The organism is Xanthomonas sp. F4 (genome assembly GCF_011761895.1).
In genome coordinates, this window is the sequence record NZ_JAASQX010000003.1 from 270,876 (window position 1) to 286,062 (window position 15,187).

General features: G+C 71.9%; 8 protein-coding genes. 1 reads left to right on the forward strand and 7 read right to left on the reverse strand.

The window, feature by feature from the left end; translation table 11 throughout:
• The first annotated feature begins 170 nt into the window (after positions 1 to 170).
• Positions 171 to 2,153, forward strand: coding sequence for a PEP/pyruvate-binding domain-containing protein (locus tag FHR66_RS13455; protein ID WP_202394924.1), 1,983 nt, complete (start codon positions 171 to 173; stop codon positions 2,151 to 2,153).
• Positions 2,154 to 2,374: 221 nt separating this feature from the next.
• Here FHR66_RS13455 and glgX read toward each other — a convergent pair whose 3' ends face one another.
• From glgX to glgA, 7 genes are all read right to left on the reverse strand, one after another.
• A complete protein-coding gene (glgX, locus tag FHR66_RS13460; RefSeq protein WP_160969707.1) occupies positions 2,375 to 4,540 on the reverse strand; it encodes a glycogen debranching protein GlgX in 2,166 nt (721 codons plus the stop codon).
• A 9-nt stretch (positions 4,541 to 4,549) separates the two neighbouring features.
• Positions 4,550 to 4,756, reverse strand: a complete 207-nt coding sequence (locus FHR66_RS13465) for a DUF2934 domain-containing protein (RefSeq protein ID WP_160969709.1) — start codon at positions 4,754 to 4,756, stop codon at positions 4,550 to 4,552.
• 14 nt (positions 4,757 to 4,770) lie between these two features.
• Positions 4,771 to 7,386 carry a malto-oligosyltrehalose synthase gene (treY, locus tag FHR66_RS13470; RefSeq protein WP_160969767.1) on the reverse strand — a complete coding sequence of 872 codons (2,616 nt, stop codon included), beginning with the start codon at positions 7,384 to 7,386 and terminating at the stop codon, positions 4,771 to 4,773.
• Positions 7,383 to 9,350 carry a 4-alpha-glucanotransferase gene (locus tag FHR66_RS13475; RefSeq protein ID WP_167087873.1) on the reverse strand — a complete coding sequence of 656 codons (1,968 nt, stop codon included), beginning with the start codon at positions 9,348 to 9,350 and terminating at the stop codon, positions 7,383 to 7,385. The genes treY and FHR66_RS13475 overlap by 4 nt, the downstream gene beginning before the upstream one ends.
• Positions 9,351 to 9,500: 150 nt before the next feature.
• Positions 9,501 to 11,288, reverse strand: a complete 1,788-nt coding sequence (treZ, locus tag FHR66_RS13480) for a malto-oligosyltrehalose trehalohydrolase (RefSeq protein WP_202394925.1) — start codon at positions 11,286 to 11,288, stop codon at positions 9,501 to 9,503.
• 2 nt (positions 11,289 to 11,290) lie between these two features.
• A complete protein-coding gene (locus FHR66_RS13485; RefSeq protein ID WP_160969715.1) occupies positions 11,291 to 13,537 on the reverse strand; it encodes a 1,4-alpha-glucan branching enzyme in 2,247 nt (748 codons plus the stop codon).
• Positions 13,534 to 15,162: a glycogen synthase GlgA gene (gene glgA, locus FHR66_RS13490; protein ID WP_160969717.1), complete on the reverse strand. Its 1,629-nt coding sequence runs from the start codon at positions 15,160 to 15,162 to the stop codon at positions 13,534 to 13,536. The genes FHR66_RS13485 and glgA overlap by 4 nt, the downstream gene beginning before the upstream one ends.
• Positions 15,163 to 15,187 lie beyond the last annotated feature (25 nt).

Here is a 15,187-nt window from a genome sequence, read left to right on the forward strand (position 1 = left end):
TCCGATGGAGCTGTTCGGCATGGGCACCATCGCGTTCTTGCCATCGGGCCGTCCGATCAACGGTCCGCGGCGACAGCGAATGCCCGGCCCCGCCGGGAGCGCCTCGCCGCGCAGCCAACGCGCAGGCGCTGGCGTATGATCCGCGCTCTTCGTCCTCCCGAACCGGCATCATGGATCGAGCCCGTCCGCCGCTTGCCTGGCCACGCGTGTCGGCGTGGTGTTTCCTTTTTGCGCTGCTGTGGCACGTGGCGCCTACGCTGGCGCAGACCGCGCGCAAGCCATCTGCCTACGAGCAGCGCCCAGGCCGCGACGCCGCCGCGCAGCCGGCGACCGGACCCGATTTCCTGCCGCGCCTCGACAGCCGCTTGCAGTTCCTGCAACTGGCGCGGGTCTACAACGCCGGCACCGCGCTGGAGCTGCCGCATCTGCTGTTCGTGATCGACCGGCAGCAGGGCGGTCGCGTCTATTACCTCAACACGCCGCGGTTCGCGCTGCACGAACCGTTCGTGCGCCAGCGCCTGGCGCCGCGCATGGGCAAGGCGGCGCTGAAGGCGCAATACCGCGATCCGCAGCGGCGCTTCCTGTTCGGCACCCTGAGCTGGCAGCAGGACCTGCCGGGCTACACCTACGAGTTCTGGGAGGGCGACCTGCTTACTGCACCGCTGCTGCAGCAGACCGATGCCGCCTTGCGCGCGTCGTTCTTCGACACGCTGCGGTTCAAGACCAACTCCACGCTGCACGAGCAACTGGCCCGCAGCGCCGGGCTGGCGTTCGTCACCCAGGAGGCGCTGCTGCGCGAGCAGCGCTTCCTGCCGTTGAATACCGGCCACGCCGAGGGGCGGCTGCGCATCGTGCGCTCGGAGGCGCAGTTCCGCACGCTGTCGCCGCGTGACATCCCGGTGCTGGACGAGGTGCCGATCGCGTTGGCGCCGGTCGCCGGCCTGGTCACGCAGCGCCCGTCCACGCTGTTGTCGCACGTCAACCTGCTGGCCAAGGGCTGGGGCATTCCCAATGTGTACGTGCGCGATGCACAGGCGGCGTTGCGCCAGTACGACGGCCGCTGGGTGCAACTGGATGTCACCCACAACGATTACCGGGTGACACCGCTGGCCGGTCCGCCGGCGGCCGCACCCGCTGCCGCCCCACGCAGCGCGGCACGCACGCTGCCGCGTCCGGACCTGCGCGTGGCCGCGCTCAAGCCGCTGGCGGCGCTGCGCGCCAGCGACAGCAGGGCATGCGGGACCAAGGCGGCCAATCTCGGCAAGCTGAAGGCGGTACTGCCGCCGGCCGCGCGCGTGCCGGACGGCTTCTGCATTCCGTTCGCGTTCTACCAGGCGACGCTGCAGCGCCTGCAGGTCGACCAGCGCCTGCACGACCTGCAGCGTCGCCCCGGCTTCGCCACCGACGCGGAGGTGCGCCGCGCCGCGCTGGCGACGCTGCGCGGCGAGATCGCCGACGCCGTGCCCGATCCCGCCTTCGTGCGCGCGCTGGAGGCGCAGTGGCGCGAACAACTGCATGGCGCCGGCGTATTCGTGCGCAGTTCGTCCAACTCCGAGGATCTGCCCGGCTTCAGCGGCGCCGGCCTGTACACCACCGTGCCCAACGTCACCCGCGCCGACGCCTTGGCCAGGGCCGTGCAGACGGTGTGGGCGTCGGTGTACAACTTCGAGGCCTACGAAGCGCGCGCCGCCGCCGGCCTGCCGCAGGACGCGGTGGCCATGGCGGTGCTGGTGCAGTTGGCCGCGCCCTCGGACAGCTCCGGCGTGATGATCACCCGCGACCCGTTCGATGCCGCGCGCCGCCACGTCACCTACATCTCGGCCAAGCGCGGTCTGGGCATCCGTGTGGTCGAGGGCAAGCGCCAGGCCGAACAGGTGATGTATTCGAGCTGGTCCAAGGCGGTGCAGGTGCTGAGCCGCTCGGCCGAGGACACCCAACTCGTCGCCAATGCCGCCGGCGGCGTCCGCGAGGTGCCGATCACCGGTACCCGCCAGGTGCTGACCGACGCCCTCATCGCGCGGCTGGCGAAGGTTGGCGCGATGACCAAGCAGGCCCTGGGCGGCGCCGACCAGGACATCGAGTGGGCCGTGGTCGGCGACGAGGTGGTGATCCTGCAGGCGCGGCCGTATGTGGAGCGGGGCGGGCACCAATGAGCCGCCGTCAAGCTGTTGTCGGCGATGCTATCCGCGCGGGCGATTGCGGTGGGCCGCAGGGGCGACGAAGCGGTGCCGGGGTTCCATCGATGTCGGGTCGCGGCGCTGAAGCTGCTCCTGCGGACGACAGCTCGCGACGTTCGCCGTTTGCCGAGCTTCTGTAAAAGCGGCTTCAGCCGCGACGCGCAGCGCCCGGCAGATCGCCGGGCGCTGCCATCAGATTACGCCGCCGGCGCATCCGCATTGCGGTGATGCGCGGCAGTCGACTTGTTGTCGCGTTCGGCCGCCAGCAGGGTCAGCGAGCGACCGATGCCGTGCCACTGCGCGCCGCCGGGCAGGCCATGCTCGTGGTCGCGCTCGGCGGTGTCGATCAGCACGCGCCAGTGTTCGCCTTCCACCAGCGGCAGGGTGAATTGCACGTCCTCGACCGCGCCGTTGACGATCATCAGCAGGGTGACGTTGGACGCGGCCTGGCGCAGGCCGCTGGACGGGGCACGGCCATCCAGGCGCATCATCAGCGCGCGTGCGTGCGGGTCGTGCCAGGAGGCTTCGGTCATTTCCTCGCCGTCCGGGGCCAGCCAGGTCACGTCCTTGATGCCCAGTTCCTCGTCGTAGACGCCGTCGAAGAAACGCGCGCGGTGCAGCAGCGGGTAGTGCGCGCGCAGGTGGGTCAGGCGCGAGACGAAGGCGCTGAGTTGGTGCGCGCGCGGGCCGGCTTCCCAGTTCAACCAGGTCAGTTCGTTGTCCTGGCAGTAGGTGTTGTTGTTGCCGCCCTTGCTGCGGCCGAACTCGTCGCCGGCCAGCAGCATCGGCGTGCCCTGCGACAGCAGCAGGGTGGCCAGCATGTTGCGCATCTGCCGCAGGCGCAGGGCATTGATGTCTTCGTCGTCGGTCTCGCCTTCCACGCCGTAGTTGGCGGAGATGTTGTTGTCCGAGCCGTCGCGGTTGTGCTCGCCGTTGGCCTCGTTGTGCTTGTGCGCGTAGCTGACCAGGTCGTGCAGGGTGAAGCCGTCGTGGGCGGTGACGAAGTTGACCGAGGCGGTGGGGCGTCGGCCGCGGTGGTGGAACAGGTCGGCCGAGCCGGTCAGGCGCGTGGCCAGTTCGGCCAGCTGGCCTTCGTCGCCACGCCAGAACGCGCGCACGTTGTCGCGGAACTTGTCGTTCCACTCCGACCAGCCCGGCGGGAATGCGCCGACCTGATAGCCGCCGGGACCGACGTCCCATGGCTCGGCGATCAGCTTGACCTGGCTCAGCAGCGGGTCCTGGCGGCAGGCGTCGAGGAAACCGCCCTTGGGATCGAACCCGTGGTGTTCGCGGCCGAGGATGGTGGCCAGGTCGAAGCGGAACCCGTCCACGTGCATCTCCGCCACCCAGTAGCGCAGCGAGTCGTTGACCATGCGCAGCGCGCCGGCATTGGTCAGGTCGAAGGTGTTGCCGGTGCCGGTGTCGTTGATGTAGAAGCGGCGGTCCTCGGCCAGGCGGTAGTAGCTGGCGTTGTCGATGCCCTTGAACGACAGCGTCGGCCCCAGCTCGTTGCCTTCGGCGGTGTGGTTGTAGACCACGTCCAGGATCACTTCCAGCCCGGCACTGTGCAGGCGCGCCACCATCTGCTTGAACTCGGACACGGTGCGCGTGGCCATATAGCGCGGGTGCGGGGCGAAGAAGCCGATGGTGTTGTAGCCCCAGTAGTTGCGCAGTCCCTGCTTGAGCAGGTATTCGTCGTCGACGAAGGCGTGCACCGGCAGCAGCTCCACCGCGGTCATGCCCAGGCGCTTGATGTGCTCGACCACCTCGTCGACCTTCAGCCCGGAGAAGGTGCCGCGCCAGGCTTCGGGCACCGAGGGGTGGCGCATGGTGGTGCCGCGCAGATGGGTCTCGTAGATCACCGTGCTGTCCCACGGCGTCTGCGGGCGCTGGTCCTTGCCCCAGGTGAAGGCCGGATCGATCACCGCGCACTTGGGCATGTAGGCGGCGCTGTCGCGGCGATCGAAGCTGAGGTCGGCATCCCTGTGGCCGATGGTGTAGCCGAACAGCGCCGGCGCCCATTTCAGTTCGCCGACCAGTTGCTTGGCGTAGGGATCGAGCAGCAGCTTGTTGGGATTGAAGCGGTGGCCGGCGTCGGGCGCGTACGGGCCGTACACGCGGTAGCCGTAGAGCTGGCCCGGGCGCGCGTCGGGCAGGTAGCCGTGCCAGATCTCGTCGGTGTACTCGGGCAGGGCGATGCGTTCGATCTCGCGGCCGCGGTCGTCGAACAGGCACAGCTCCACCTTGGTGGCGTGCGCCGAGTACAGGGCGAAGTTCACCCCCAGGCCATCCCAGGTGGCGCCCAGGGGGTACGGCAGGCCCTCGCGGATACGCGAACGGCGGGTGAGCTTGCGCACGGGCATGAAGGATCCTTACGAAGAGGTGCTGCCGTTGCCGGCGCTGCGTCGCGGTTGCTGCGGCGGCAGCGCCTCGGCCTCGGCTTCGGCGGCCGCCTCCGCGTCCACCAGGCGTTCGGCCATGGCCCAGTGGCGGGCGGCGCGGCCGTCGGGTCGCCCTTCGGCTTCCCAGATTTCGTGTGCGAGTTGGCGGATGCGGCGTTGGCGTGTTTCTGCGTCCATGGCTTCTTGCGGAATCAGGGGGAGGCGACCAGTACGGCCACCGGGAACTCGGCGAACAGCGCCGATATCGGAATGGCCGAGGTTGTCGCGACGGCAGCATCGGCCAGTACCGGACGATACTCTGCCTGGGGCAGTGTCAGAACCGTGTTACGCCAGTCCAGCTGCGCCCGTAGCGGCGCGTCCGTCCGCAACGCCTGCGCGGCGGCGCTCAGCCGCGGTACCACCACCACCAGCGAGGCGCCCTCGTGTTCGCGCACGAAGCCGAGCACGTGCTGCGCCTGCGGGCCCTGCGCCTGCAGCGGCGTGTAGCTGCCGTGCGCGAACAGGGCCGGATGCGCGCGCCGCAGTTGCAGCAGCTGTGCGGTCAGCCAGGCCTTGACGTGGCCGCTGTGCCAGTCCTGCAGCAGCGCGCCTGGGGCGGTGGCGTCGCCCAGCCAGGCCTGACGCAGCGCGTAGTCCACCGGGCGGCGGTTGTCCGGATCCACCAGCGACAGGTCCCAGCCCTCGCTGCCCTGATACAGGTCGGGCACGCCGGGCAGGGTCAGGCGCAGGGTGGTCTGCACCAGACTGTTGAGCGCGCCGGCCGGGGCCAGCGCCGCGGCGGCCTGCGCCAGCGCCTCGCGCAGCGCGGCGCCGGCCGGCTGCAGCAGTGCGGCATCGAGCAGGGCGCGCGCACTGCGCTCGTAGTCCTCGTCCGGCCAGGTCCAGTGGGTGCGCAGCTTGGCTTCGCGGGCGGCCTTGAGCTGCCAGGCGCCGATGCGCTCGGCGTAGTCGCGCAGGCCGTCGGCGTCGTCCACCGCCAGTTCCAGCGGCCACGCCGCCACCAGCATCTGCCACAGCATCAGCAGGTCGCCGGGCAGCGGCGCGGCGCTGCCGGCCGGTAGCAGGTCGGCCGACAGCGCCTGGAACCGCGCCACCTGCGCGTCCCACCACGGCGCCTGCGTGCTCAGTGCGGCCAGGCGCATGCGCACGTCTTCGCCGCGCTTGTGGTCGTGGGTGGCGGTGGCCAGCAGCGCGCGCGGATAGCGCTCCGCGCGCACCGCGTTGGCCGCGTGGAATTCGGCCGGCGTCAGCGCGAACACGTCCGGCTCGCTGCCCACCTCGTTGCGCGAGAGCAGCACGCCGTGGCGGTAGAAGGAGGTGTCCTCCACCGACTTGGCGTTGAGCGGCGCCGACAGCTGTTCCAGCCGCCGGCGCACGATCCGCCGCAGCGCCACCTGTGCCTTGCCGGTGCCGCGGCCGTCGCGACTCCAGCGTTCGATCGCGTCGATCGCCGCGCACACCCGCGGTTCGGCGCCGGCACGCGCGCGCTGCGCGGCCTTGGCCAGGCGCGCCGCATCGTCGTCGTCCAGGCCGTCCGGTCCGGCATAGGTGCGATACACCTCGAAGTGCCGCAGCAAGGCCATCAGCCCACGCGCCAGCATCTGCGGGCTGAACTCGCGGGTCAGCGGATCCAGATGCGCGGCGGCGCCCAGCGCCTGCACGGTGCGCACGAACTCGGCCTGCAGCGAGCCCTGCAGGATTTCGTCGCGCGCGGCGCGCTGCTCCTGGCCGAAGTCGCCGCTGCGTCCGCTCCAGCGTCGCCACAGCGCGGTCAGCGGCGCGGCGCCGGCCGGGTCGTGCAGCACCGCGGCGACCTGGTCCATGAAGTCGTAGCCGGTGGTGCCGTCGCAGGGCCAATCGGTGCGCAGTTGCTCGTGCGGCGCCAGGATCTTTTCCAGGTACAGGGCGATGCCGCCCGGGGCGATGCCGCGGCGGCGGCCGGCGCGATCCAGTTGCGTGCGCAGCCGCTGCACGTAGCCGGTGGGGTCGGCCAGGCCATCGACGTGGTCGACCCGCACGCCATCGAGATGGCCCTCGGCGACCAGCCGCAGCGGTAGCTCGTGGACCGCGGCGAACACGTCGTTCTGCTCCACGCGTAGCGCCGCCAGCGAGGTGATGTCGAAGAAGCGGCGGTAGTTGAGCATGTCGTTGCCGACCCGCCACCAGGCCAGGCGATAGCACTGGCGTTCGATCAGCCGGTGCAGGGCGTCGTCGCCCAGCCGCGCGGCGTCGTTGAGCCGCGCCGCCCAGGCCGGGCGCGCGCTGGCCGGTTCCTGGGCGATGGCGCCGTCCAGGCGGATCGGGAAACGCTGGTCGTGGTGCTGCAGGACGACGCTGCCGTCCTCGGCCACCTGCAATTGCAGCGCGCCTTCGCTCAGCGCCTGCGCATAAGGCCGGTCCAGCACCGGCAGCCACAGCTTGCCCTCGCGCCCGGGCGCGCGCCAGTCGATGTCGAACCAGCCGGCATGGCGGCTGCGCCGGCCATGGGTGAGCACGTCCCACCACCACGGATTGCTCGGGTGGGTGGCCATGTGGTTGGGCACGATGTCCAGGATCAGGCCCATGCCGTGGCTGCGCGCACGCTCGGACAGGTGCAGCAGCGCCGGCTCGCCGCCGAGTTCGGGATTGACCTGGCGCGGGTCGGTGACGTCGTAGCCGTGGGTGGAGCCGGGCACGGCGGTGCCGATCGGCGACAGGTACAGATGGCTGATGCCAAGCCCGGCGTAATACGGCACCTGCGCGGCAGCATCGAGCAGGGTGAAATCGGCATGCAGTTGCAGGCGGGCGGTGGCCCGCAGGGGAATCATGCGCATGCGTCGGCTCCTTGCGCAGCGGTGGCGGTGGTCTGGCGGGTCTGCGCGAAGGCATCCAGGCGTGTGGTGAGGGTGGCAGCGGCTGCGGCCGCGTCGGGTGCCGGCAGGCGCCGGCGCCAGTTCGGATGGCCGTCGACGGTGCCGGGCAGGTTCGGTTGCTGGTCCAGGCCCAGCGCGTCCTCGGCCGGCAGCAGCGCCAGCGGCGAGGGCGTGGCGGCGACGAAGCGCAGCGCGCCCAGTTCCGGGTCGGCGGCCTGGTCCGGCGGCAGCGCCGCGGCGAACGCGTCGTCCATGTGCGCGACGTCGTCGCTGCGCGCCTGGTGGTCGGCGTGTTGCTGCGCGGCGTCGCTCAGTTGCAGGCGCCGGCGCCAGTCGATGTCCTCGCCGCGGCGCCAGCCGCGCAGGGTCGGCAGATCGTGGGTGGTGGTGGTGGCGAGGGCGTCGCTGCGCCACTGCGCCGGCGGCAGGAACGCGCCATCGCGTTCGCGGGTGAACAGCAGCACGTCGATGCCCATCACCCCGCGCCGCGACAGCTCCGCGCGGATGCCGTCCGGCACCACGCCCAGGTCCTCGCCGATCACGATCGCGCGGTGCCGCCAGGATTCCAGCGCCAGCAAGCGCAGCAGGTCGTGCAGCGGATAACGCAGGTACACGCCGGTGGACGAAGACGCCCCGCGCGGGATCACCCACAGCCGCAGCAGGCCGAGGATGTGGTCGATACGCACGCCGCCGCGATCGCGCATCACCGCGCGCAGCAGATCGATGAACGGTGCGAAGCCGCTGGCGCGCAGCGCGGTCGGTGCATAGCCGCAGATGCCCCAGGCCTGGCCGTCGCCGTTGAAGGCGTCCGGCGGTGCGCCCAGTTCCAGGCCCTGTAGCACCGCCTGCGGCCAGGCCGCGGCTTCGGCGCCGTGCGCGTCGAAGCCTACCGCCAGGTCGGCGATCAGGCCGATGTCCATGCCGTCGGCGCGCGCCTGCCGCTGCACGTCGGCCCAACTGCGCGCGGCCAGCCACTGCGCGAACCGGTGCAGGCCCGGATCGGCATCGCCGAAGTCGCGCGCGGCAAACGCGGCGTGCGCGTGCAGGGCGCTGCCGCCATCGCGTTCGAACGCGGCCAGGTCGGCGTGCAGCGCGGCATCGGCGTGGCCGAAGTCGGCGTGCAGCTGCCGCAGCCACTGCCACTTCAAGGCAGCGGAGGCCGGCCAGTCGATCAGCGGGCGGGCCTGCGCCTCGGCGAACGCCTGCGCCAGCCCGGCCGCATCCAGCGCGCGCTGTGCGGCAGCGGCACCGAGCACGCGCGCCGGCGCCGCCTGCAGCGGATCCAGGAAGCGCCGGTCGCTGGGCGAATACGGGCTGTAGTGCGCGCCGATCGGCCGCGCCGCGTGCACCGGGCTCAAGGCGATGGCATCGCCGCCGGCCGCGGCGATGCGCGTGGCCCAGGCGGCGGTGCCGTCGGCGTCGCCGATGCCGGCATCGTAGGCGCCCGGCGCCGAATACACCTGCAGCGACAGGCCCCAGCGCCGCGGCTGCGCCGCGCCCACCGCATCGGCGACGCCGAAGCAGCGTGGCGGCGCCACCGCCAGGGTGGTGCTGCGGTCGCCATGCTGCAGGGTCCAGTAGCCGGCCGCATCCGGCGCGACGAGGCGGCCCTGCGCGTCGCAGTGGCCGTGCAGCGCCTGCCCGTCTTCATTGTCGAGTCGGTATGCCGCGCCGGGGGCGGCGCCGACTTCGACCGGTGCGCCGGCGTCGGCGGTCAGCAGGGGGGGCAGCGCGGTATCGGCCTGCAGCCGGCGCAGGCTGTCGCGGCAGGCCGCGGCGTCGTGCGCGTCCAGGCCCAGCGCGCCGAGCACGTGGCGCAGGGTGTCGTCGCCGACCGTGCGCGGCGTGTCGCTGGCATCGATCCAGTCGACCAGCAGGCCGGCGGCGTCGGCCAGGGTATGCAGGGAGGCGTCGGTCATGGGAGGGCAAACCGGGCAGCAGGGCGGAAGAAGGGAGATCCGCCGCGGTCCCGCCCGCACGCGCCGGCGGCGCGTACGCGGCGATGCGCAGCGAACGAGGCGGCCAGCGTGCGGGGTGCGCTGTCGCGATGGCGTCGCGACAGCGCGGGCTCATGCGGCGCTGCCGGATCGGTAGCGCGCGACGAAGGCGTTGGGCGGCAACTGCGCGGCGTCGTCGCCGGCGTTCTCCGCGTGCACGGTGCTGCCGGGCAGGTCCAGCGCCACCGGTGCGTCGCCGAAGTTGGCGGCCACGTGCCATTCGCCGTCGCCCAGGCGCCAGCCCGCGGCCACCGCCTTCGAACCGAGGACCCGCGCACCCAGCGCACTGGCCTGGGTCAGCGCCGGCACCAGGTGCTGGCGGCGCAGCGCCAGCAGCGCCGCGAACCAGTCGCGCCAGCGCGCGCCGTCGCCGTGGGTGGCGTCGCTGATGTCGGCGATGGAGGCCTGGAAGGTGCTCGGCGCGTTGGGATCGGGGATGGTGGCGCGCTGCTCCGGATCGGCGAAGGCGGCGAAGTGCGCGAACTCGCGGCGTCGGCCCTCGCGCACCGCCTCGTCCAGCGGCGGCGCGAAATCGGTGAAGAACTGGAACGGGGCGCGGCTGCCCCACGGCTCGCCCATGAAGAACAGCGGGATCATCGGGGTCAGCGCGGTCAGCGCCAGCGCCGCGCGCAGCGCCGGTTCGCTCACCTGGGTGATCAGCCGGTCGCCGCGGGCGCGGTTGCCGATCTGGTCGTGGTTCTGCGCGAAGATCACGAACTTGTGCGGCGGCAGGTGGCCGCTGGGCTCGCCGCGTGCGTGCCCGCGATGGTCGGCCTGGCCCTGGAAGGCGAAGCCTTCGCCGAGCACCCGCGCCAGGTGCTGCGCCGGCGCATCGGCGAAGCCGGCGTAGTAGCCCTCGTGTTCGTCGGTCAGCAGCACGTGCAGGCTGTTGTGGAAGTCGTCGTCCCACTGCGCGCTGTAGCCGCGTTCCAGCACATCGGCCTGGTTGGCCTCGTTCTCCAGCACCAGGTGCACATGGCGCCCGTCGGCGACGCTGGCCAGGATCGCCTCGCGCAGGGTGTCGAGGAAGGCATTGGGCACGATCGCGTGCACCGCATCCAGGCGCAGGCCGTCGAAGCGGTACTCGTGCAGCCACATCAGCGCGTTGTCGATGAAGTAGCGCTGCACCGGCGCCAGGCGGAAGTCGATCGCCGCGCCCCAGGGCGTCGGCGCGTCCTCGCGGAAGAAGGTCGAGGCGTACTGGCCCAGATAGTTGCCGTCCGGGCCGAAGTGGTTGTAGACCACGTCCAGGAACACGCTCAGGCCCAGACCGTGGGCCTCGTCGATCAGCGCCTTGAGCTCGTCGGGATGGCCGTAGGCCGAGGCCGGCGCGTACGGCAGCACGCCGTCGTAGCCCCAGTTGTGGCGGCCCGGGAATTCGGCCAGCGGCATCAGTTCGATCGCGGTGACGCCGAGCGCGGCCAGCGTCGGCAACTGCGCGCGCAACCCGGCGTAGCCGCCGCAGGTGCCCACGTGCAGTTCGTAGAACACGGTCTCGGCCCAGGGGCGGCCGCGCCAGTCGCCGTGGCGCCAGGCGTAGCCGTCGGTGGCCAGTACCGCGCTGGCGCCGTGCACGCCGTCCGGCTGCCAGCGCGAGGCCGGGTCCGGCACCGGCGTGCCGCCGTCGATGGCGTAGCGGTAGCGGGTCCCCGGCGCGCACGCCAGGGTGGCGGCGAAGTAGCCGTCGCCGATCGCCTCCAGCGGCTGCCGCCGATCGTCGTCGAACACCAGCTCCACGCGCTCGGCATCCGGCGCCCACAGCGCGAAGGCGACCTCGCCGTTGGCGCTCGGCCAGGCGCCGGGGCGCAGCGCCGCGCGTGGTGCGGCAGGGGAGTCGATCGATGCAGCGCTCGTGGCCATGTTCAAAAGTCCGGTTGCAGCCAAAGGGTGGACAGCGGCGGCAGGGTCAGCGCCAGCGATTGCGCATGCCCGTGCATCGGTTGCGGCAGGGTCGACAGCACGCCGCCGTTGCCTTGGTTGGAACCGCCGTAATAGCCGCTGTCGCTGTTGAGAATCTCGCGCCAGCGTCCGCTACGCGGCACCCCCACGCGGTAGTCGTGGTGTACGTTCGGCGTGAAATTGCTCACCGCCAGCAGCGGCGGCGCGCCGCCGTCGCGGTCGTGGCGGACGAAGGCGAACACGCTGTTGTGGTGGTCGTCGGCGATGCTCCATTCGAAGCCTTCACTGCTGCGGTCGCTGCGGTACAGCGCCGGCAACGCGCGCAACTGACGATTGAGGTCGGCGACCAGCCGGGCAACGCCGCGGTGTTCGGGCTGCTGCGCCTGCGCCCAGTCCAGCGGCCGGTCGTGGTCCCAGTCCTGCCACTGTCCGAACTCGCAGCCCATGAACAGCAACTTGCGCCCGGGATGCGCCCACATGAAGGCCAGGTAGGCGCGCAGGTTGGCGAAGCGCTGCCAGGCGTCGCCGGGCATGCGCGCCAGCAGCGAGCCCTTGCCGCGCGCCACCTCGTCGTGCGACAGCGGCAGCACGAAATGCTCGGAGAACGCGTACACCAGGCCGAAGGTCATCTCGCTGTGGTGGTGCTGCCGGTACAGCGGATCGCGCTGCAGGTAGCGCAGGGTGTCGTGCGCCCAGCCCATGTTCCATTTGTGGCTGAAGCCCAGCCCGCCCTGCTGCGTGGGCGCGGTGGCGCCCGGCCACGCGGTGGATTCCTCGGCGATGGTGCGCACGCCGGGGAAGCGCTGCGCGATCTCGTCGTTGAGCCGGCGCAGGAAGGCGATCGCCTCCAGGTTCTCGCGGCCGCCGTGGGCGTTGGGAATCCACTCGCCGGCGTTGCGGCCATAGTCGCGATACAGCATCGCCGCCACCGCATCCACGCGCAGGCCATCGACATGGAAGCGCTCGATCCACTCCAGCGCGCTGCCGATCAGGTAGGCCACCACTTCCGGGCGGCCGTAGTTGTAGACCAGCGTATTCCACTCGCGATGCACGCCTTCGCGCGGATCGGCGTGTTCGTACAGGGCGCTGCCGTCGAAGCGCTGCAGGCCGTGCGGGTCGTCGGGGAAGTGCGCGCCGACCCAGTCCAGCAGCACGCCGATGCCGGCCTGGTGGCAGGCATCGACGAAGCGTGCGAAGCCGTCGGCGTCGCCGTGGCGCGCAGTGGGCGCGTACAGGCCCAGCGGCTGGTAGCCCCAGGAGCCGCCGAACGGATATTCGGCGATCGGTAGCAGCTCGATGTGGGTGAAGCCGAGTCCGCGCACGTACGGAATCAGCTCGGCGGCCAGCGCATCCCAGTGCAGCGGCTGGCCGTTGCCGTCGTGGCGCCAGGAGCCGGCATGCAGTTCGTAGATGCTCAGCGGTTGCGCGCTGCCGGCCTGGGCCTCGCGCTGCGCCAGCCAGGCCGCATCGCCCCAGGCATGGCTGTCGGCGTAGGGCACCACCGAGGCGGTGGACGGCGCCAGGGCGCTGCAGCGCGCCACCGGATCGGCCTTGCGCGGCAGCACGCTGCCGTCGGCGGCCTGCAGTTCGTACTGGTAGTGCTCGCCGCCATGCAGACCCGGCACGAACAACTCCCAGACCCCGGATTCCGCATGCAGGCGCAGCGGATGCCGGCGCGCGTCCCAGCTGTTGAAGTCGCCGACCAGCGCCACGCGCCTGGCCTGCGGCGCCCACACCGCGAAGCGCACGCCCTCCACTTCGCCCACCCGGGCATGGTGCGCGCCCAGCGCAATGCGCAGGGCAGCGCCGTCGCCGGCGGCCAGGTCCTGCAGCCAGGCCGGATCGAGTGTCGGCCCGAAGGCATACGGGTCGTCGCATTCCTGCACCGCGTCCGGCCACACGATGCGCAGGCGGTAGTGCATGGGCTGCTTCAGCTCGCCCTCGAACAGGCCGTCGGCCTGCGGGTGGGTGCGCATCCGCGCGATCAGCTTGCCCTGCGCGTCGAGCAGGCCCAGCGCCTCGGCGCCGGGCGCCAGCACGCGTACCCGAAGCGTGCCGTCGGCCTGTGGATGCGGACCAAGCCAAGCGAAGGCATCGATCGCCTCGCCACGCGCCAGCGCCTGCAGCGCAAGGCCGTCGCCGTCGTCCTCCGCGTCCGCCGCCGGGTCCCGGCCGGCGGCCGGGTCCACGGCGTGTTCCTGATCGCTCATGCGGCGGCCATGGCACTCGCAGTGGTCGGCACCGTGGCGCTGGCCACAGTCGCGACGTTGCCGGCCGCCGTCGTGGAGGTGGCGCGCTCGTACAGCGCCATGTACTTGCGCCCGGCCAGCTCCCAGCCGCTGGGCCGCAGCATCGCCGCGCGGCGCATCGCCTGCAGCAGGCCCGGCAGGCGGAAGGTGCGGAACACCCGCTGCAGGCAGCGGCGCAGGCCGTCGGCCGAGGCTTCCTCGAACAGGAAGCCGGTGACGCCGTCGTCCACCGTGTCGATCAGGCCGCCGGTGGCATGGGCGATCGGCAGGCTGCCGAAGCGCTGCGCGTACATCTGGCTCAGCCCGCAGGGTTCGAAGCGCGAGGGCATCAGCAGGAAGTCGGAGCCGGCGAACATGCGCCGCGCCAGCGGCTCTTCGAAGCCGATGTGCGCGCCGACATGGCCGGGGTAGCGCCGCGCCAGCGCCGCCACCGCCTGCTCGATCTGCGGCTCGCCGCCGCCAATGATCACGATCTGGCCGCCGGCGGCGACGATCTGCGGCGCCACCTCGCAGATCAGGTCGAGCCCCTTCTGGTGCACCAGCCGCGAGACCACCGCGAACAGCGGGCCGTCGCTGTCGAGCAAGCCGAACGCCTGGCGCACCTGCGCCGCGTTCTCGTGCTTGCCCTGGATCTGGCCGACACCGAAGTGGGCCGGCAGATGCGCGTCGGTGCGCGGATCCCAGCTGGCGTCAATGCCGTTGACGATGCCGCTGAGGCGGCCGTTGGCGGCGCGCCGCGCCAGCAGCGCGTCCAGGCCGCAGCCCTGCGCCGGGCCGGTGATCTGCGCGGCGTAGCTGACGCTGACCGTGTTGACGTGGTCGGCGTGGACGATGCCCGCGCGCAGGAACGACATCTGCCCGTAGAACTCCAGGTCCTGCAGGCCGTCGGCGGGGATGCCCAGGGCACCGGCCATCGCATACGGGAACAGGCCCTGGTAGGCGAGGTTGTGGATGGTCAGCAGGCACGGCGTGTGGCCGCCGGACCAGCGCACGTAGGCGGCGGCCAGGGCGCACGGCCAGTCGTTGAGGTGCAGCAACTCCGGGGTCCAGTCCAGCCCGGCCTGGCCGCCGGCGATCTGCGCCGCGGCGTGGGACAGGGTGGCGAAGCGCAGCGCGTTGTCTTCCCAGTCGCGGCCTTCGCTGCACACGTAGGGCGAACCCTGGCGCTCGAACAGTTGCGGGCACAGCAGCACATAGATGCACAGGCCGTCGGGGCGCTCGGCCCGGCCCAGCGCGCAATCCGGCAGCCCGGCGTGGGCGGCGATGCGGCCGACGATCTCCAGCGGCCCGGTCTTGCGCAGCACGGCGGGGTAACCCGGGATCAGCACGCGGATGTCGCAGCTGCCGCGCAGCGCGCGCGGCAAGGCCGCGGCGACGTCGCCCAGGCCGCCGGCCTTGATGAAGTCGGCCATCTCCGAGGTGACGAACAGGCTGGTCCGGCGCGGCGCCGGGTGCAGCTTGACAGTCACCTCGGCGTTGCGCACGAAGCGCCCGCGTGCATCGCGGTAGCGACGGCGCGGCGCGTGCAGCACCGGATGGGTATCGCGTTGTCTGTCGGTCAGGTCGGCGGGTGTGGGGGGCGACATGGCGGTTCCGTCTGGAAAGGGGGGA

Coding starts and splice junctions, on each gene's coding strand:
- FHR66_RS13455 (WP_202394924.1), top strand. CDS start 171: ATGGATCGAGCCCGTCCGCCGCTTGCCTGGCCACGCGTGTCGGCGTGG.
- glgX (WP_160969707.1), bottom strand. CDS start 4,540: ATGCCCGTGCGCAAGCTCACCCGCCGTTCGCGTATCCGCGAGGGCCTG.
- FHR66_RS13465 (WP_160969709.1), bottom strand. CDS start 4,756: ATGGACGCAGAAACACGCCAACGCCGCATCCGCCAACTCGCACACGAA.
- treY (WP_160969767.1), bottom strand. CDS start 7,386: ATGATTCCCCTGCGGGCCACCGCCCGCCTGCAACTGCATGCCGATTTC.
- FHR66_RS13475 (WP_167087873.1), bottom strand. CDS start 9,350: ATGACCGACGCCTCCCTGCATACCCTGGCCGACGCCGCCGGCCTGCTG.
- treZ (WP_202394925.1), bottom strand. CDS start 11,288: ATGGCCACGAGCGCTGCATCGATCGACTCCCCTGCCGCACCACGCGCG.
- FHR66_RS13485 (WP_160969715.1), bottom strand. CDS start 13,537: ATGAGCGATCAGGAACACGCCGTGGACCCGGCCGCCGGCCGGGACCCG.
- glgA (WP_160969717.1), bottom strand. CDS start 15,162: ATGTCGCCCCCCACACCCGCCGACCTGACCGACAGACAACGCGATACC.